This window comes from Pseudomonas putida (assembly GCF_016406145.1).
In the GTDB taxonomy this organism is placed as follows: domain Bacteria; phylum Pseudomonadota; class Gammaproteobacteria; order Pseudomonadales; family Pseudomonadaceae; genus Aquipseudomonas; species Aquipseudomonas putida_E.
The window spans coordinates 980,032-998,461 of record NZ_CP066306.1 but is presented as its reverse complement, the minus strand read 5'-3'; the positions used below and the strand labels follow the sequence as shown (position 1 = coordinate 998,461).

General features: G+C 61.5%; 17 protein-coding genes. 6 read left to right on the top strand and 11 right to left on the bottom strand.

The features are described from left to right. Positions 1–188 precede the first annotated feature (188 nt). Positions 189–845 (top strand): alpha/beta hydrolase, encoded by a 657-nt coding sequence (locus JET17_RS04575; protein ID WP_012312831.1) that lies wholly within the window; start codon positions 189–191, stop codon positions 843–845. A 100-nt stretch (positions 846–945) separates the two neighbouring features. Next, the gene (gene rhlB, locus JET17_RS04570; RefSeq protein WP_012312830.1) at positions 946–2,397 is read left to right on the top strand and encodes an ATP-dependent RNA helicase RhlB; all 1,452 of its coding nucleotides are present in this window, start codon (positions 946–948) and stop codon (positions 2,395–2,397) included. Positions 2,398–2,533: 136 nt separating this feature from the next. On the opposite strand, the gene moaE is transcribed toward rhlB, so the two are convergent. From moaE to JET17_RS04545, 5 genes are all read right to left on the bottom strand, one after another. After that, positions 2,534–2,980: a molybdopterin synthase catalytic subunit MoaE gene (gene moaE / locus JET17_RS04565; RefSeq protein WP_012312829.1), complete on the bottom strand. Its 447-nt coding sequence runs from the start codon at positions 2,978–2,980 to the stop codon at positions 2,534–2,536. Between the two features lie 2 nt (positions 2,981–2,982). Then, a complete protein-coding gene (moaD, locus tag JET17_RS04560) occupies positions 2,983–3,228 on the bottom strand; it encodes a molybdopterin converting factor subunit 1 (protein WP_012312828.1) in 246 nt (81 codons plus the stop codon). Then, positions 3,228–3,698 (bottom strand): cyclic pyranopterin monophosphate synthase MoaC, encoded by a 471-nt coding sequence (gene moaC / locus JET17_RS04555; protein WP_012312827.1) that lies wholly within the window; start codon positions 3,696–3,698, stop codon positions 3,228–3,230. Before moaC ends, moaD begins: the two co-directional genes overlap by 1 nt. A gap of 95 nt (positions 3,699–3,793) precedes the next feature. Then, complete coding sequence (locus tag JET17_RS04550) at positions 3,794–5,188, bottom strand: PhoH family protein (RefSeq protein ID WP_012312826.1); 1,395 nt, start codon at positions 5,186–5,188, stop codon at positions 3,794–3,796. Between the two features lie 281 nt (positions 5,189–5,469). Further along, a complete protein-coding gene (locus JET17_RS04545; protein WP_012312825.1) occupies positions 5,470–6,597 on the bottom strand; it encodes a polysaccharide deacetylase family protein in 1,128 nt (375 codons plus the stop codon). Positions 6,598–6,733: 136 nt separating this feature from the next. Between JET17_RS04545 and yaaA the strand changes: the two genes are divergently transcribed. Beyond that, on the top strand, positions 6,734–7,513 hold the full coding sequence (gene yaaA, locus JET17_RS04540; protein ID WP_012312824.1) for a peroxide stress protein YaaA: 780 nt from the start codon (positions 6,734–6,736) through the stop codon (positions 7,511–7,513). A gap of 68 nt (positions 7,514–7,581) precedes the next feature. Here yaaA and JET17_RS04535 read toward each other — a convergent pair whose 3' ends face one another. The 6 genes from JET17_RS04535 to JET17_RS04510 form a co-directional block, all read right to left on the bottom strand. After that, the gene (locus JET17_RS04535; protein WP_012312823.1) at positions 7,582–8,799 is read right to left on the bottom strand and encodes an efflux RND transporter periplasmic adaptor subunit; all 1,218 of its coding nucleotides are present in this window, start codon (positions 8,797–8,799) and stop codon (positions 7,582–7,584) included. Beyond that, positions 8,792–10,255: a TolC family protein gene (locus JET17_RS04530; protein ID WP_012312822.1), complete on the bottom strand. Its 1,464-nt coding sequence runs from the start codon at positions 10,253–10,255 to the stop codon at positions 8,792–8,794. The genes JET17_RS04535 and JET17_RS04530 overlap by 8 nt, the downstream gene beginning before the upstream one ends. After that, the gene (locus tag JET17_RS04525; protein ID WP_012312821.1) at positions 10,248–11,417 is read right to left on the bottom strand and encodes an ABC transporter permease; all 1,170 of its coding nucleotides are present in this window, start codon (positions 11,415–11,417) and stop codon (positions 10,248–10,250) included. Before JET17_RS04525 ends, JET17_RS04530 begins: the two co-directional genes overlap by 8 nt. Continuing rightward, complete coding sequence (locus JET17_RS04520; protein WP_012312820.1) at positions 11,410–12,075, bottom strand: ABC transporter ATP-binding protein; 666 nt, start codon at positions 12,073–12,075, stop codon at positions 11,410–11,412. Before JET17_RS04520 ends, JET17_RS04525 begins: the two co-directional genes overlap by 8 nt. Beyond that, entirely contained in the window at positions 12,072–12,866 is a 795-nt protein-coding gene (locus JET17_RS04515; protein ID WP_012312819.1) for a hypothetical protein, read from the bottom strand. The genes JET17_RS04520 and JET17_RS04515 overlap by 4 nt, the downstream gene beginning before the upstream one ends. Positions 12,867–12,982: 116 nt before the next feature. Continuing rightward, on the bottom strand, positions 12,983–13,423 hold the full coding sequence (locus JET17_RS04510) for a hypothetical protein (RefSeq protein WP_012312818.1): 441 nt from the start codon (positions 13,421–13,423) through the stop codon (positions 12,983–12,985). Positions 13,424–14,349: 926 nt separating this feature from the next. Here JET17_RS04510 and JET17_RS04505 point away from each other — a divergent pair. From JET17_RS04505 to JET17_RS04495, 3 genes are all read left to right on the top strand, one after another. Further along, positions 14,350–15,666 (top strand): nucleotide sugar dehydrogenase, encoded by a 1,317-nt coding sequence (locus JET17_RS04505; RefSeq protein WP_012312817.1) that lies wholly within the window; start codon positions 14,350–14,352, stop codon positions 15,664–15,666. A gap of 67 nt (positions 15,667–15,733) precedes the next feature. Further along, positions 15,734–17,215: a mannuronan synthase gene (gene alg8, locus JET17_RS04500; protein ID WP_174142263.1), complete on the top strand. Its 1,482-nt coding sequence runs from the start codon at positions 15,734–15,736 to the stop codon at positions 17,213–17,215. A gap of 37 nt (positions 17,216–17,252) precedes the next feature. Beyond that, positions 17,253–18,419, top strand: a complete 1,167-nt coding sequence (locus tag JET17_RS04495) for a PilZ domain-containing protein (RefSeq protein WP_012312815.1) — start codon at positions 17,253–17,255, stop codon at positions 18,417–18,419. Positions 18,420–18,430 lie beyond the last annotated feature (11 nt).

Sequence of the window (18,430 nt, the reverse complement as noted above, 5' to 3'; positions counted from 1 at the left end):
CCGTACCGGCCCGACCCTTGCATCGAAGGTTTCATAGCAAGGGGCGTACCACAGTTGGCGGCTAAAGCGTTTAAGCGCTCGTCAAGTAGGGAAAGTTGTATCGTTGCGACATTCTTTTTCCGACAATCATTTCCAGCGCCTTCTTTTTGCGCATGCCTTCATACGATTCGCACACTTTCGGAGCAGTCATGACCCACCCGTTGATTCTCGAACCCCAGAAAACCGCAGACGCCTGTGTGATCTGGTTGCACGGCCTGGGCGCCGACCGTTACGACTTCCTACCGGTTGCCGAATTCATGCAGGAGCGTCTGCTGAGCACGCGGTTCGTCATGCCGCAGGCGCCGACCCGGCCCGTCACCATCAACGGCGGCTATGCCATGCCCAGCTGGTACGACATCAAGGCCATGACCCCGGCCCGCGCCATCGACGAAGCGCAGCTGGAAGAATCGGCTGACCAGATCATTGCCCTGATCGAGGCCCAGCGGGCCCAAGGCATCGACCTGACGCGGATCATCCTGGCCGGCTTCTCCCAGGGCGGTGCCGTGGTGCTGCACACCGCCTATATAAAGTGGCAAGAAGCACTGGGCGGTGTGATCGCACTGTCCACCTACGCACCGACCTTCAACGACAACCATCAGCTGAGCGCCTGTCAGCAACGCACCCCGGCCCTGTGCCTGCACGGGGTGCACGACCCAGTGGTGATCCCAGCCATGGGCCGCACCGCCTTCGAGTACCTGAACACCTGGGGCGTGGCCGCGCGGTGGCAGGAATACCCAATGGAGCACGAGGTGGTGGTGGCAGAGCTGAGCGATATCCACGACTGGCTGAGCAAGCAACTGCAATAGGCAGGCTCTCTTGTAGTTGTGGGCGCATTCCGCTACGCCGCGCCCAGATCTTGCATTACACTGCCCGGCGTACATTCCTTAATCAGTTGATGAGACGATCGTGCTCAAGGCACTCAAGAAAATATTCGGCAAGGGAGACGCGGCACCTCAGGCCGCCGCTCCTGCTGCCAGCATCACGCCGGCTGCGGCACCCGTGGCTCAGCCCGAGCCGCAGCCCTCCACGCCGCGCACCAAACCCGCCGCCAAGGCCCCGATGCCTGGCGCCGTGCCCGTAGCCGAGCAACCGGCCAAGGACAAACCGCGCCGCGAACGCAAGCCCAAACCCCAGGCCAGCCTGTGGAAGCCGGAAGATTTCGTGGTCGAGCCGCAAGAAGGCAAGACCCGCTTCCACGATTTCAAGCTCTCCAACGAGCTGATGCACGCCATCCATGACCTGGGGTTCCCTTACTGCACGCCGATTCAGGCTCAGGTATTGGGTTACACCCTGCGTGGCAAGGACGCCATCGGGCGCGCCCAGACCGGCACCGGCAAGACCGCCGCGTTCCTCATCTCGATCATTTCCCAGCTGCAGCAGACGCCGCCGCCCAAAGAGCGCTACATGGGCGAGCCCCGTGCACTGATCATCGCGCCAACCCGCGAGCTGGTGGTACAGATCGCCAAGGACGCCGCCGCGCTGACCAAATACACCGGCCTGAACGTCATGACCTTCGTCGGCGGCATGGACTTCGACAAGCAGCTCAAGACGCTCGAAGCACGCCATTGCGACATCCTGGTGGCTACCCCAGGCCGCCTGCTGGACTTCAACCAGCGCGGCGATGTGCACCTGGACATGGTCGAGGTGATGGTGCTGGACGAAGCCGACCGTATGCTCGACATGGGCTTCATCCCGCAGGTGCGGCAGATCATCCGCCAGACCCCGCCCAAGAGCGAGCGCCAGACCCTGCTGTTCTCTGCCACCTTCACCGACGATGTGATGAACCTGGCCAAGCAGTGGACTACCGACCCTGCGATCGTCGAGATCGAGCCGGAGAATGTCGCCAGCGAAACCGTCGAACAGCATGTGTTCGCAGTGGCGGGCAGCGACAAGTACAAGCTGCTGTACAACCTGGTCACCCAGAACAAGTGGGAACGGGTGATGGTGTTCGCCAACCGCAAGGACGAAGTGCGGCGTATCGAGGAAAAACTGGTACGCGACGGTATCAATGCAGCCCAGCTGTCGGGCGATGTGCCGCAGCACAAACGCATACGTACCCTGGAAAGCTTCCGCGAAGGCCGGATTACCGTGCTGGTTGCCACCGACGTGGCGGGGCGAGGTATTCACATTGACGGCATCAGCCATGTGATCAACTTCACCCTGCCGGAAGACCCGGATGACTACGTGCACCGCATCGGTCGTACGGGCCGTGCCGGCACCAGTGGCGTGTCGATCAGCTTTGCCGGCGAGGATGACTCCTACCAGTTGCCGGCGATCGAAGAGTTGCTGGGGCGCAAGATCAAGTGCGAGATGCCACCGGACGAGCTGCTCACGCCGGTGCCGCGCAAACACCATTGATACAGGGCTGCTTTGCAGCCCAATCGCCGGCAAGCCGGCTCACACTGGGTTTGCGCTGAGTTTGAGAGCGGCGGTGTACCTGTAGGAGCCGGCTTGCCGGCGATCCGGGGCAAAGCCCCGGCCAATCGATCAGACCTTACCAGCGCCCCGCCGCATCCTGATCACTCTGCCTGCCTTCGACCCAGCGCGGGCCCTCCTGGGTATTTTCCTTCTTCCAGAACGGCGCACGGGTCTTCAGGTAGTCCATGATGAAATTGCAGGCATCGAATGCCGCCTGCCGATGGGCACTGGCCACGCCGACGAACACGATCGGCTCCCCAGGCTCCAGCGCACCAATGCGATGCAGCACTTCAACCTTCAGCAACGGCCAGCGCTGCTCGGCCTCGACCACGATCTTCGCCAAAGCCTTCTCGGTCATGCCAGGGTAATGCTCCAGGAACATCCCGGCCACGTCCCGGCCATCATTGAAATCGCGCACGTAACCAACGAACCCGACCACCGCGCCCACGCCGACATTGGCGGCATGCATGGCATTGACCTCGAACCCGGGGTCGAACGCGCCATCCTGCACTCGCACTGCCATGCTCAGCCTCCGGTCACCGGTGGGAAGAACGCCACCTCATCGCCCGCTTCCAGCGGCTCATCGAGCCTGCACAGCTCTTCGTTGCGCGCGCACATCAGGTTCTGCTCGGCCAGCACCTGGTACTGCCCACCCTTGGCCACCAGGGCCTGGCGCACATCGTCGAGCACCTTGAAGTCACCTTCCAGGCGCTCGGCATCCACACCGAGCAACTCGCGGTAACGGGCGAAATACATCACTTTCACGTTCATCACGCATCCACCTTGTAGTGGCCACTCTTGCCACCGAGCTTTTCCAGCAGGCGCACCTGCTCGATGACCATACCCTTGTCCACGGCCTTGCACATGTCATAGATCGTCAGCGCCGCGACGCTGGCAGCGGTCAATGCTTCCATCTCCACACCGGTCTGTCCGGCCAGCTTGCAGCGCGCGACGATGCGCACCGCATCCGTGCCTTCTGCGCTGAGTTCGACCTTGACGCTGGTGAGCATCAGCGGATGGCACAGCGGGATCAGGTCGCTGGTCTTCTTCGCCGCCTGAATGCCGGCGATACGCGCCACGGCGAACACATCGCCCTTGGGGTGCTCACCCTCGACGATCATCTGCAAGGTCTGCGGCAACATCCGCACGCGCGCCTCAGCGGTGGCTTCGCGCTCGGTCACGGCCTTTTCAGTGACGTCGACCATGTTGGCCCGCCCCTGGGAATCAAGATGTGTCAGCACTGCTCTGCTCCTGTGAAGGGAACACAGAGTGTAAACCTGTGGGTCAGGTTTGAGCAGTGGAAAAAAACGGGCGGCGCACCGCCCGGTTCGAGAGGTTACAGATGCGACTCGGCGTACTCGGCCAGCACCGAGCGCGGCACACCTTGCAGGGTGATGTGCACGCCATGGGGGAAGTCCTTGAAGCGTTCGGTCAGGTAGGTCAGGCCCGAACTGGTCGCGGACAGGTAGGGGGTGTCGATCTGCGCCAGGTTGCCCAGGCAGACCACCTTGGAACCGGAGCCGGCACGGGTGATGATGGTTTTCATCTGGTGCGGCGTCAGGTTCTGGCACTCGTCGATCAGGATCAGGCTCTGCTGGAAGCTGCGGCCCCGGATGTAGTTCAGCGATTTGAACTGTAGCGGGACCCGCTCGAGGATGTACTCGACACTGCCGTGGGTGCTCTCGTCATCCATGTGCAACGCTTCGAGGTTATCGGTGATCGCACCCAGCCAAGGCTCCATTTTCTCGGCTTCAGTCCCCGGCAGGAAACCGATTTCCTGGTCCAGCCCCTGCACGCTGCGAGTGGCGATGATACGGCGGTAACGCTTGCTGACCATGGTCTGCTCGATGGCCGCCGCCAACGCCAGGATGGTTTTGCCAGAGCCGGCGGCGCCGGTCAGGTTGACCAGGTGGATATCCGGGTCGAGCAACGCGAACAGCGCCAGGCTTTGATGGATATCCCGCGGTTTGAGGCCCCAGGCCTCCTGGTGCAGCAGTGGCTCCTGGTGCAGGTCGAGCAGCAGCAGTTCATCGTCGCGGATGCCCTTGATCCAGCCAACGAAACCTTGCTCATCGATGATGAACTCGTTGACATGAACTGCCGGCAGGTTGTCGATCAATTGCACTCGGTGCCAGGTTCGGCCCCTCTCCTGACGGGTATCGACCTTGCTGACACGGTCCCAGAACGAACCGGTGACCGAGTGGTAGCCTTTGGAAAGCAGCGACACGTCATCGACCAGTTGGTCAGTGCTGTAATCTTCGGCCGCGATACCGCAGGCCCGCGCCTTCAGGCGCATGTTGATGTCTTTGGTTACCAGCACAACGTCCAGGTCGGCACGTTTGGCCCGAAGTTCCAGCAACTGGTTGATGATGATGTTGTCGTTGAGGTTCTCCGGCAGCAGCCGATTGGGTTCGTTGCGCGGGCTCATCAGGATCGAAAGGAAGCCCTTGGGCCCGCTCTTGCCACGCTGTATGGGTACGCCCTGCTCGACATCGCTAGGCGATGCGTCACCGAGGGTCTGGTCGATCAGGCGGATGGCCTGGCGACATTCGGCGGCGATGGTCTGTTTACCGGTCTTGAGCTTGTCGAGTTCCTCCAGCACCGTCATCGGAAGGGCGACGTGGTGCTCCTCGAAGTTGAGAAGTGCGTTGGGGTCGTGAATCAGGACGTTGGTATCGAGCACATAGAGGATTGGCTTGCTGGAGGAAGGGTTGCGTCCTTGGTCATCCATACTCGGTCACCTTATGTCGAAGCCACACGGCGCGGTCTGCTGCGCCGCAGAGTGACTGCCGTTCTCCCCGTATCCGCGTTGCTACGGGCGGGAAGTGAACCTGGCAAGGTGGGCTCGGATGACGCCACCTGTGCTGCAGGAATCGGCTGTCTGGTTTCTTCATACCGCAAAAAGCATGACTAAAAAAAGCATTTTTACGTGTTGGTGAAGTTTATTTTTCCGATTGACGAACAGGACTTGGCGATGGACCCAGACGGGACTACAGTCAGAAGTCAGACCCGTTATTCCTGATAGCCGTATTCACGGCAATCCTCCCAGCCAATGCCGCTTTGCGCGGTATGTTCCAGCAACCATTGCACCGCCGGCTGCGCTTTGGGCAGGCTGTCATGGAACTGGATCACGCCCTTGCGCCACAGCAGCATCAAGGTCACCACCCGCTGGGCCGAAGCTTGGGCTGTCAACGGGCCGTCATCCTGTGCATCGATATCCCACAGCGACACCCGCAACTGCTGGCTGGCCATGAATGCCTCGCCATCGGCGCGGCGCTGACCATAGGGGGGGCGGAACAACGGCACATACTGCTCAGGCAGGTCGGCCTGGACCCGCGCTTGGCTGCGCCTGAGCGAATCCTGCCAGCCATTCCACTGGGCATGCGAGCGATACTCCCACCCCTGAAGCCCCACGCACTGGCCATCATAGAGCTGCGCCAGCGCATTGGCCGCTCCAGCGTCACGGCGCTGCTGCAAGCGGTTGCCCAATACAAAGAAGGTGCCCTGCATCTTCTGTTTGCGCAGGTAAGCGGTCAGCATGTCGGTCGTGCTGCCCTGGGGGCCGGGGCCACCCACGAAGGTCAGCAGGAACATGCGGTCGTTCAGCTCATCGCCGCTGCGCTCACGATCGGACAGGCGTTCGACCTCGCTGGTGATCTGCGGCAACAGCGCCGCCTTGCGCAACTGCTCATCCAGGTAGCGCACATGGAACTGGTGGCTTGGTTCGACCCAACCGGTATAGAAGGTGCCGACATCGGTAGCGAACGTCGCAGCCCTTGTGCGCAAATCGGCCATGGACTCCACCACGTAGCAGAACGAGGCATCCTGCTCGCAGCTGCGCTGGGCCTGCTGGTAGCCCTGCCACAAACGCTGCCACATGCGCGCACGCAGCGCCCGGACTTTCTGCAGGTTGATCTGCCGCAACCCAAGGCGCGCGCCCAGCGCCCCATCGTCGAGCAGCTCACTTTCGTGCAGCACCTGGGCAAACGACAGGATCTCTGCGCGCGAGGCGACATCGAACAATGCTGGGCTGTCCAACTGTTCGGGCCACAGGCTGCGGTCCAGGCTGGCGGGGGGGATAGGGGCGGCTTGGGCGGCCAGGCTCAGGAGTGAGGCCAGCAAGGCACCGGCAATGCGCACGATCGGTCTCTCCGTCACAGCGAAACGCGCACTATAGCGCCTGCTCATCCGATGGTCTGTGACTATTGTCGCCATAGTTTGGCGTTCCCCCCTTCAATCCGTAGAATCCCCGGCAACGATTTCAGGAGCCGACCCGATGCTGACGGTGATTTCCCCCGCCAAGACCCTCGATTACGACACCCCACCGGTGACCGAGCGTTTTACACTGCCCCAGTACCTGGACGACTCCCAGGAACTGATCGTGCAACTGCGTGAGCTGTCACCGGCGCAGATCAGCGAGCTGATGCACCTGTCGGACAAACTCGCCGGTCTCAACGCCGCCCGCTTTGGCAGCTGGACGCCAGACTTCACGCCGGCAAACGCCAAGCAGGCCCTGCTGGCCTTCAAGGGTGACGTGTATACCGGGCTGGACGCCGAAACCCTGAGCGAAGACGACTTCACCTACGCCCAGCAGCACCTGCGCATGCTTTCCGGCCTGTACGGCCTGCTGCGCCCGCTCGACCTGATGCAGCCTTACCGCCTGGAAATGGGTACCAAGCTGGCGAATGCCCGTGGCAAGGACCTGTACGCCTTCTGGGGCACGCGTATCAGCCAATGGCTGAACCAGGCGCTGACCGAGCAGGGCGATGACCTGCTGTTGAACCTGGCCAGCAACGAGTATTTCAGCGCGGTGAAACGCAGCGCCCTGAAAGGCCGGGTAATCAACGTCGACTTCAAGGACCTGAAGAACGGTCAGTACAAGATCATCAGTTTCTACGCCAAGAAAGCCCGCGGCATGATGAGCCGCTTCGTGATCCAGGAACGGGTCAATGACCCGCAGCAGCTCAAGCAGTTCGATGTACAGGGCTACTACTACAGCGCCGAACAGTCCAAGCCTGATCACCTGGTGTTCTTGCGCGATCATCCGGCCGAGTGAGTGCCTGCACCACCGCCAAGCCCTGATCCCTGGATCTGTGACAACCGACCGGGCCGCACAGCGGCCCTTTACGGAATTTGCACATAACCCGCCGATAGCCCCAGCACCTCGACCCCCTGCGCTACCGCGACACCTGCCGTGACCGGTACCTTGCGCCCCTGTCGATCTCCCATAGCCCGGTAAACCACGTAAGCCTGCCCCGCCTCACCCACCTGCAGCGCCTCTGCCGGTACCGCAATGCCCTGTTCCGTTCTGTGCGCGATCACTGTCAACTGCGCCGTCATCCCAAGGCGCAACAACGGTGTCGACGGCTCCCTCGGCATCTCCAAGGCCACCCGCACGTCGTACCAGGCCCCCTGCCCTTCATCGTTCCTGGCCTGAAGGGCAACGCGTTGGACCTGGCCGGCAAGTGGCTGACCGGCGATGATGACCTCGACCTCCAGCCCTTCGCGCAGCCTGTCCAGATCATGCTCCTGGACTGCGGCAAGCACCTGCAGCTGGCTCAGGTCGACCAGCGTCAGCAAAGGCGCCCCCTGGCTCACCTGCTGGCCCGGTTGCAGGTGCCGTGAGGCACCGCCACCGGCGTTGTCGGCACGCACCACCAAGGCCGCAAAAGGCGCCTTGACTATCCTGCGTTCACGCTGCGCCAGCCTGGCCTGCCAGCGGGCGTGGGTATTAGCCAGCTCCATCTGGGCAATGCGCAGCTCATCGACTTGCCCGCGTTCGCGCACCAGGTTCAGTTCCTGTTCGGCATCTCGCAGGGCCTCGCGCTGAGCGACTACCTGCTGCGCCAGGCCGTCGACCTCGATGCGGGCGACGATCCCCCGCTCGAACAGGCGCCGGGTGTCTGCCAGCGCGGCCTGGCTGGTTGCCAAAGCCGCCCGGGCACCGAGCATCGCGCGGCGCGCACGGGCCACCTGTGGCCCGGTTTGCCAACCCTGTAGCACGCGTAAGCTTGCCCGCGCCTTGAGCCATTCGGCCTCAGCCTGGCGTATCTGTACATCCAGTTGTGCGGTATCGAGCCTGAACAGTGGCTGATCTGGAGCCACCCGCTGCCCTGGCTCCACCTCCACTTCGGCGACCACCCCGTCGAATGGCGCAGCCTGGATCTGCTGGCGGACCGCCTGTACCCTGCCGACCAGGCCCACCCGGCTTTCCAGCCGCTGCGGCTCAACCCACAACCAGCGCGCCTCTACAACCTGTCCCTGGCTAGCAGGCCAGGCTTGCCACAGGAGCAACGCTGCCGACCACGCCAGCAGCCACAACAGCAACCGCCACCTAATCATTGAGCGCCACAGCCCAGCTTTCCAGCGTGGTACCCAGTGTCCGGTCGAGTTCAGCCTGGCCATTGAGGTAGGCAATTCTGGCATCCAGTTCGACGCTCTGTGCATGGCGCAAATCGCTTTCGAAGCTGAGCACCTGGAAATTGCTCGAGCGTCCGACGGCGAGCTTTTCCTGCTCTATCTCCAGTTTGCGCCGCGATAGCGCCAGCGCCCGTGCGGCAATTTCCAGCTGGCGCCAACGCACCTGGGAATCGCGCACTGCAGTCAACACATCTCGCTGGAGTTGCTGGCGCGCCTCGGCCAGGCTGACCTGCTGCCTTTCGACCGCCACACGGGCACGTACCTCGGCCTGACGCCGGCTCAGGTCTCCAAGCGGTATTTCCAGCTCCAGCCCTACATAGTGCTCCCAGCCGGCCTGGTTGCCAGGGCGCTGGCGCGTCTGGCTGGCCCCGCCGACCAGCGACACGTCCCACCATTGCTCATTGCGTGCCACCTGCAGCTCAATCAACGCCTGCTCACCCGTGATCACTTGCATCAGATACGCAGGCTGCAGCGCTTCGGCTTGGGTCAGTGCCTGCGCAGTATCGACCCGCAAGCGCTGGACGTGGGCCTTTTCCACTGCTCGCAAAGGGGTGGCTAGGTCCACTGCCAACACCTGGGCCAACGCCAGCCGGCTTGCGTGGAGCTGATTACGGCTGCTTTCCAGCGCCAACTCCTGCCCAGCCACCTCGGCTTCGGCCTGAACCTTGTCGAATGCGGCCATGCGCCCGGCAGCGATCAGCGCCTGGTTCACCTCTACCAACTGCTGGGCCCGGGCCAGTGCCTGCTGGGCAATGTGCAACTGCTCCTGGGCGTGAAGCAGTTCGCGATATTGCAGGATGGTGCGCGTGATCACTTCAGCCACGCGGTCTTTGAGCACCAGCCGGTTGAGCTGCTCGGCCAGTAGCGCCTGGCGTAGCGGTGCACTGGCCACCTCGCGCCCGGCACCGCGCAGCAGCGGCTGTATCACCATCAGGTTGGCGCCATCGCGGTAATGTACGCCAGCCCTGTCGGCGCGTGTCTGGCCGTACGCCCAGTCCAGGCTCAGCCGTGTGCCGTAGGGCGTGAGCAGGCTCGCCGCCGGAGCGAGCTGGACTTCGCGGTAGTGGTCATCACTGTTGCGATTGCCAAGGTAGCGTGCCTTGAATGACAGCTGCGGGGCATAGTGATCACGCGCCACGCGCAGGTCGAATTTCTGCGCGATGCGCTCAAGATAAGCACTGCGGATGGCGCGGTTGTCGCGCAGGGCCAAGGCAACGGCATCGGCCAGCTCCAGCGATACCTCGGCACCCCCGCTGGCCGCCCAGGCAGTGGCCGACACCGCAAAGCCCTGGTCCGCACGAGGCGGCTGCAGCGGATCAGCAGCCAGTACGGCAACGCCCAGCAGCGCCGAGCACAGAAAAACGAGCCATCTAGTCATCGCGTAACGCCAATACAGGTTGCAGGTGCGCCGCAGCCAGCGCCGGTTGCAAGCCGAAGAACAGGCCGAGCGCCATCGCGCTGCCCATGCCCAGCGCTATCGATGACGCATCCAGCGCATAGCGCCAGCCTGACACCAAGGCAAAGCCCCAGCTAGCCGCTAGCCCCACAAGTGTTCCGAGCAACGCTCCGCCACCCGCCAGCAAAAGCGCTTCGAGCAGGAACAACCAGGCAATATCGCGGGTGCGTGCGCCCAGCGCCAAGCGCACGCCGATCTCGCGACGGCGCTGCGCTACGCTCATCAGCATCACATTCATCACCCCGACCCCACCCAACAGCAATGCGATACCGACAAACCCGGCGAGCACCCACGTGAACATCCGTGACTGGTTGGCCATCCCTTCCAGCAGCTGCTGTGGCAGTTGCACGTCGACCTCGTAACCTGGCAATCGTGCAACCAGGTAGTCAGTCAGCGCCTGCGCCGTGCCCGTTAACACCGCGACATCATGCCCGCGTGCAAGCACCGTCCCCACCTCGGGCGCAGCGCCCAGGCGGCGCATACCCGGCAAGGGCATCAACAGAACATCGTCGACCTGTATTGGCAGCATCGGGTTGTAACCCCGCTGCGCAAGCACGCCAATCACCTCGAACAGGTAGCGGCCCGACTGCAGACGATCGCCCACACGCGCACCCAGTTGCCGGGCCAGTGTGGCCCCCAGCAATACGTGAGTGGTGTCATCGTCGTAGGCGGACAACAAGCGGCCCTGGCTGGCTTGCAGGTCCAGCACTTGCGCCAGTTGCAGCGTGCTTGCGCCGACCAGGGTCTCATGGCGCTTGCTTGCCAATTGCACTGTGGCCACAGAAACCAGCAATGGCGCAGCGGCACGAATGGACGCTGGCAGTACTGACAGGTCCAGTGCCACTGGTGCTGCAACTTCAGCGGGGCGTTGCAGATTGGCGACCAGCAGTTCACTGCCCATGCCTCGATACAGCTGCCGAGCATGCTGCGTGGCGCTGTGGCCGATATTGAGCAAGGCCACCAGCGCAGCGCATCCCACAGCGATGCCGATCAGCGCCAGCCAGGCGCGGGGGCCCGCCTGACGCAAGCTGGCCAACGCCTCGCTCAAGCGCTGTGGCCACGAAGGGCCATAGGCCTCAGGCATCAAAGGCCCCACCGTTGCGCACCTCGATGCAACGGTCCATGCGCCGCGCCATGGCAGGGTCGTGGGTGACCATCAGCAAGGTCACGCCCCGCTCACGATTGAGCGCCAGTAACAGCGCTGCAATACCCTCGGCCGTGGCGCCATCGAGATTACCGGTCGGCTCATCGGCCAGCAGCAACGCAGGCTCTGTCACCAGCGCCCGGGCGATGGCGACCCGTTGCCGCTGGCCACCGGACAAGTCGGCAGGCAGATGCTGCGCCCGCTGACCTAGCCCGACCGCCTCCAGTTGCTGTTGCGCCGCCTGGCGTGCCGCTACCCGCCCGATGCCCCGGTAACTCAATGGCAAAGCGACGTTGTCCAGCGCAGTCAGGCGCGGCAGCAGGTTGAAGCTCTGGAAGATGAAACCCAGCAGGCGATTACGCATGATTGCCCGCTGGTCGGCGGTGGCGGCGGTCATGTCCCGGCCAGCCAGCACTACCTGGCCACGGCAAGGCTGGTCGAGCAGGCCGATCAGGTTGAGCAAGGTACTTTTGCCCGAGCCGGAAGGGCCGATGATGACGCAGGTCTGGCCGCGGGGGATGGACAAAGAGACATCTTGCAGCACTGGCTGGCAGCCCAAGATGCGCGCGATACCGTGTACGCAGACTATCGGGTTCATGCCTTGCCCCCCCCATTCTCACCCTGAAAAGCAGAGTCGCTCTGCGACTCGAGTGCTTTCTCTTGATCGCTTCGAGCCGATTTCCACTCCTTTGCCAGCATGTCGATCAACGAAATATCAAACTCAGCCTGCGGCACTTCATGCTGCGACAACTGCATCATGATATTGGCCTCATAGTTTCCATATTCGGCGACCTCAATAGGCGGTAGAGCATTATAAAATTCCAGAATCTCATGCAACCCTTCATCAATTCGGCCCGTTCGCTGATACTCAGCATTCATCTTGCCGCTTATTGTTTGTGCCCACTGGTTATGCTGGTCTGTTTTTTCGAACATTGCAGCGCGCCGTTCACTCACCGTGAAAGCCCCGCTTTCATCGTAAATAATCAGGCTTAGTTGCTCGCGACTAAAACCCTTGAATGGATTGCTACCTTTGCCACTTGCAAAATCATTGGCTTGGCGCGCACGCGCCAGCAACTCGGCATTATCCGTATCCGGTAACTGTGAATCATAAAAGTCTTTCGCCAAGGAGTACGATAGCCCCCCCAACCGGTCCAGAATGCTAGCTGCAAGGTCTGCCAGCTCGCTACGGGAGAGTTGGCTATCACGCAACGCCGCACGCTCGGCAGCAGCACTCAACTGCTTAGCCAGGCTCGAAATTTTTTCTTCGCCATTCCCCTTGTCACTGTCTACTTTCTGCGCGTCTAGAAGGGCAGATTCTTCTACACGACTGGTAGTTACAGCGGTACCAACCTGGCTTTTATATACCCCGAAACTACTGACTCCATCCATATACGCAACTCCTGGCGGGCTGATGCAGCACACGCACTTCGCACAAATATTCCAATTACACTTCGCCGGCACACACCGGCGAAGCGCAGACTTTTAGAAGCAGACTGGAACGCCACTCACCTCATGGTGAATTCGACTTTCCACGCGTAGTCAGCGGATGTACTCGTAATATTCGCCGTGCACGTTGCCCCGCCACTTGGCGTTGCGGTTTTGGTCCACTGGGGCTGCTTTATTCCACCCGGTAGCATGCGCATCTGAAAAGTGGTGCCAAAAGCACACGTCTTGCTGCCAATGGTGTAGCGCACCATCGCACCATTTACGTCCGGGCTTACCAACCGCTGCACACGCATGAAGGTAGAAGAGGAGGCTGGAATCGTATTAGCGGGTTGAGGGTTGGCGATCTGATAGGTACTGGTCTCATTTGAGGTCACCAGTTTCATGACTGCGGGCTGAGCGCCGAGATTCTTGATGGTCACTTCAACGGGCGGCCCCGCCTGCGCCAGGCCGGCAGCAAGCAGCGACACGGTGGCAAGCACAATCTGCGATGTCTTTTTCATTAGCGTGATCTCGTCTCTTCCATGTGATTAAGGATGAGACGCCCCTGATGGCCAGTGGCCTCAGGCTGCCCAAGACGCTCCGTCGTTCATGGACAGCTCCGAATAGGGGCGTCCAAGGGTGTTAACGACCTGCCCCGGAAAAACCTTAGCTTTTGCGTGGCTTTGAGTATTTCTGAATGTGATCCCGCACCACACTGAAGCAGGCATCACTCAGCTACTGCGCCAACAAACCAGCGTCAAAAACCAGGCACACAAGCCGCTATCGCCAACCGTCATAAGACCATTCGTAGTTTTTTGACGAATTTTGAAAAAATTTTTCCGATGCTGGCACAAAAATATCGCACACGGATTTCGCCCTTTATATACAGGGGTGCGCCTGAGACGTGCTATCAGTTTGAAAGTATTCGCCATTGAAGAATTATTTAGAAATCTTTCATCGAGGCGAAACCCACCCAGGAACTTCTTCTGTGACGCATAGCTCATAGTGCCGTAACGAATTTCATGCCTGTGCGGTGTGAGAGATGACTTACAGATGACAAGCAGCCTCGAACCAATAGCGGCTCCGGAACTTTTAACAGATGCCACGGGTACTCCCGTAGGCCCTGCCCAGCAGGAGAGACGCGCCCCTAAAGAATCGTCCTAGTGGTTGATTTCAAAGGATTTTTCCACTTGAAAGAACAAGCACAGCAACGCGCCAAGTAGCGCTTTGCAATAAAGACGGCTGCATTTCAGGGCACGCCTATTAATTACTGGCCTTTGACTGCCAACTTTGAGTGCACAACTTTGTGCGCTCCGGATTTGTTCATGCCTGCGCTCGGTGAAGTGTGCATTCGCCATGGGATCCGTGCGCCCTAAAACTGTTGTTAATCAACCCGGTCCGGCTCTTCCCGGAGGAGCTGGCGTGATAAACACATGAGGTGATAGCGATGCGTATCAGCATCTTTGGTTTGGGTTATGTGGGTGCGGTCTGTGCAGGTTGCCTGACGGCGCGAGGCCATGACGTGATTGGTGTGGACGTGTCCAGCACCAAGATCGACCTGATCAACCAGGGCAAGTCGCCCATCGTCGAACCTGGCCTGGAAGCACTGCTGCAGCAGGGCATCGCCAACGGCCGCCTGCGTGGCACCACCGACTTCGCCGAGGCCATCCGCGCCAGCGACGTGTCGATGATCTGCGTCGGTACCCCAAGCAAGAAAAATGGCGACCTGGGCCTGGAATACATCGAGTCGGTCTGCCGCGAAATCGGCTACGTCCTGCGCGATACCACTCGCCGCCACACCATCGTGGTGCGCAGCACGGTGCTGCCAGGCACGGTCAAGAACGTGGTCATCCCGATTCTCGAAGACTGCTCGGGCAAGAAAGCCGGCGTCGACTTCGGCGTCGCGGTCAACCCCGAGTTCCTGCGTGAAAGCACCGCGATCAAGGACTACGACCACCCACCGATGACTGTCATCGGCGAACTGGACAGCGCCAGCGGCGACGTCCTGCAAAGCCTGTACGAAGAACTCGATGCACCGATCATCCGCAAGCCGATCGAAGTCGCCGAGATGATCAAGTACACCTGCAACGTCTGGCACGCCACCAAGGTCACCTTCGCCAACGAAATCGGCAACATCGCCAAGGCCGTCGGCGTCGATGGCCGCGACGTGATGGACGTGGTCTGCCAGGACAAGGTGCTGAACCTGTCGCAGTACTACATGCGCCCCGGCTTCGCCTTCGGCGGCTCGTGCCTGCCCAAGGACGTGCGCGCCCTCACCTACCGTGCCGCCAGCCTCGACGTACGGGCGCCACTGCTCGACTCGCTGATGCGCAGCAACGAATCTCAGGTGCAGAACGCCTTCGAACTGATCGAAGCCCACGACAAGCGCAAGGTCGCCTTGCTGGGCCTGAGCTTCAAGGCCGGTACCGACGACCTGCGTGAAAGCCCGCTGGTCGAGTTGGCCGAGCGCCTGATCGGCAAAGGCTACCAACTGGACATCTACGACGAGAACGTCGAGTACGCCCGGGTTCACGGCGCGAACAAAGAGTACATCGAGTCGAAGATCCCGCACGTCTCGTCGCTGCTCAACGCCAACTTCCAGAAGGTCATCGACAACGCCGACATCATCGTCCTGGGTAACCGTGACGAGCAGTTCCGCGCCCTGGCCGAACAGGCACCGGCTGGCAAGCAAGTGATCGACCTGGTCGGTTTCATGAGCAAGCCAACCTGCACTACCCGCGGTACAGAAGGCATCTGCTGGTAAGCCAGCGGCCCGGCAGCGCAGGCCTCCTGCGCTGCCCTTTTCCCAGAATTCTCGACGGATGCTGAACATGCAAAGGCTACAGACAGTGCTGCTGCAGTGCGCCGGTTGGCTGCTCTACATGAGCCTGCTCATGTTGATCGCCCTGGCCTTGCCGGCCGAAATCTTCGACTCGCAGTCCAAGCACTTCATCTTCCTGGTCGGCGCAGTCGGCATCTGGCGCTACTCCATGGGCGCCACCCATTTCATTCGCGGCATGATCTTCCTTTACGGCGTGTACCCCTACCTGCGCCGCAAGGTGCAGAAGATGGGCAGCGCGGCCGACCCGTCGCACGTGTACCTGATGGTCACCAGCTTTCGCATCGAAGCGTTGACCACTGCCCAGGTGTACAGCTCGGTGATCCGTGAAGCGATCGATTGCGGCTTCCCCACCACCGTGGTCTGTTCGCTGGTGGAAATGTCCGATGAGCTGCTGGTAAAGAGCCTGTGGGCCAAATACAACCCGCCCGCCCACGTGAAGCTGGACATCGTGCGCATCGCCGGGACCGGCAAGCGTGATGGCCTGGCGTACGGTTTTCGCGCTATCTCGCGGATGCTGCCGGATGAGAACGCCGTTGTCGCGGTGATCGACGGCGACACCGTGCTGGCCGAAGGCGTGGTTCGCAAGACCGTACCCTGGTTCAAGCTGTACCCGAACGTCGGTGGCCTGACCACCAACGAGTTCTGCGAAGTGCGCGGTGGCTACATCATGAGCGAGTGGCACAAGCTGCGCTTCGCCCAGCGCCACATCAACATGTGCTCGATGGCCCTGAGCAAGCGCGTGCTGACCATGACCGGGCGCATGTCGATGTTCCGTGCCAGCGTGGTGACCAACCCCGAGTTCATCGCCGACGTCGAAAGCGACTCGCTGATGCACTGGCGCCTGGGCCGCTTCAAGTTCCTCACCGGTGACGACAAGTCCAGCTGGTTCAGCCTGATGCGCCTTGGCTACGACACCTTCTACGTGCCGGACGCCGCCATCAACACGGTCGAGCACCCGCCGGAGAAGAGCTTCCTCAAGGCCAGCCGCAAACTGATGTACCGCTGGTACGGCAACAACCTGCGGCAGAACTCCCGCGCGCTGGGCTTGGGCATGCGCCGCCTGGGGCTGTTCACCAGCATCGTGCTGTTCGACCAGCGCGTGTCGATGTGGACCAGCCTCTTGGGCCTGACCGTGGCCGTGATCGCCAGCCTCAAGTTCGGCCTCGGCTTCCTGCTGGTGTACCTGCTGTGGATCGGCATCACCCGCCTGATCCTCACCATCATGCTGCTGTGCTCGGGGCATAACGTCGGCCCGGCCTATCCGCTGATCCTCTATTACAACCAGATCGTCGGCGCGCTGATGAAGATCTACGTCTTCTTCCGCCTCGACAAGCAGTCCTGGACCCGTCAACCGACTGCCCTGAAACGTGACCTCGCCAGTTTTCAACAATGGTTCAACACCTGGTCCTCGCGGACTATGACCTTCTCGGCTGCCAGCATCTTCGTCGCTGTGCTGTTCATGGTCGTGTGAGCCCAACCCGGATCGGAACTAACAGGAACAAACCACCATGAATACCGCCGTGAACGTCAATGTCGTGCATGAGTCCGAAGCCCAGCGCCAGCACGCCCGGGTGCGCATCCCGGCCAAGCTGCGCTATCTGGATGGCGAACGCCAGACCCATGAGGTCAAGGTCGAAGACCTGTCCGCTGGCGGCTTGAGTTTTTACGCCAAGCAGCCGCTGAAGGTCGGTCAGGTACTGCGCGGGCGCTTGCAGTTCGTGGTCGACAACCTGGGCTTGTCGATGGACATCGAGTTTCAGATGCGCTCCTGCAACCCGAGCGATGGCCGTACCGGTGCGCAGTTCCAGAACCTCGAACCCCGTGACATCGCCACCCTGCGCCATATCATCACCAGCCACCTTTCGGGTGAACTGATCAGCGTCGGCGACGTGCTCAGCACCCTGCAGCGCGACAATTTCACCAAGGCGCGCAAACAGAAGGACGGCGGCTCTGGCCTGTCCGCTTTCGGCCGCCTCAAGGCAGTGACCGTGACCCTCGGGGTATTTGTCGTCGGTGTAGCCGCTTTCGGCTTCGTCGCCAAATCGCTGTACGGCATGTACTTCGTCAGCCACGCCGAAGCCGGCGTGGTCGCGGTGCCGACCACCAACATCACCATGCCGCGTGACGGCACCGTCAACAGCCTGGTCGAGCCCGGTGGCATGGTGGTCAAGGGCGCGCCGCTGGCAAGCTTCAGCACCAGCATGCTGGACATGCTCAAAGGCCACCTGGACGACTCGCAGCTGGAGCCGGCCAAGGTCGAGGAACTGTTCGGCAAGCAACTCTCCGGCACCCTCACCAGCCCATGCGATTGCGTAGTCGCCCGCCAGCTGGTGGACGATGGCCAGTATGCCGCCAAGGGCCAGCCGATCTTCCAGCTGATCCCGCGTACCAGCAACCCGATGGTCGAGGCACGCTTCAGCTACCGCCAGTTCGACGAAGTCAAGCCAGGTACCCGCGTCAACTTCCAGGTGGCAGGCGAAACCGAAGTGCGCACCGGCCAGATCGTCAGCAGCTCCAGCCTCGACAGCGAAAACCTGGCCTCCGACATCCGCGTGCAGATCAAACCAGACGGCGGCCTGCCTGCCGAGCTGGCCGGGCGCCCGGCATCGGTCAGCAGCGACCGTGGCCCTTCGCTCAACTGGCTGATCGACAAAGCCGTGGCCCGTGGGCTGTAAGAGGATCAAGC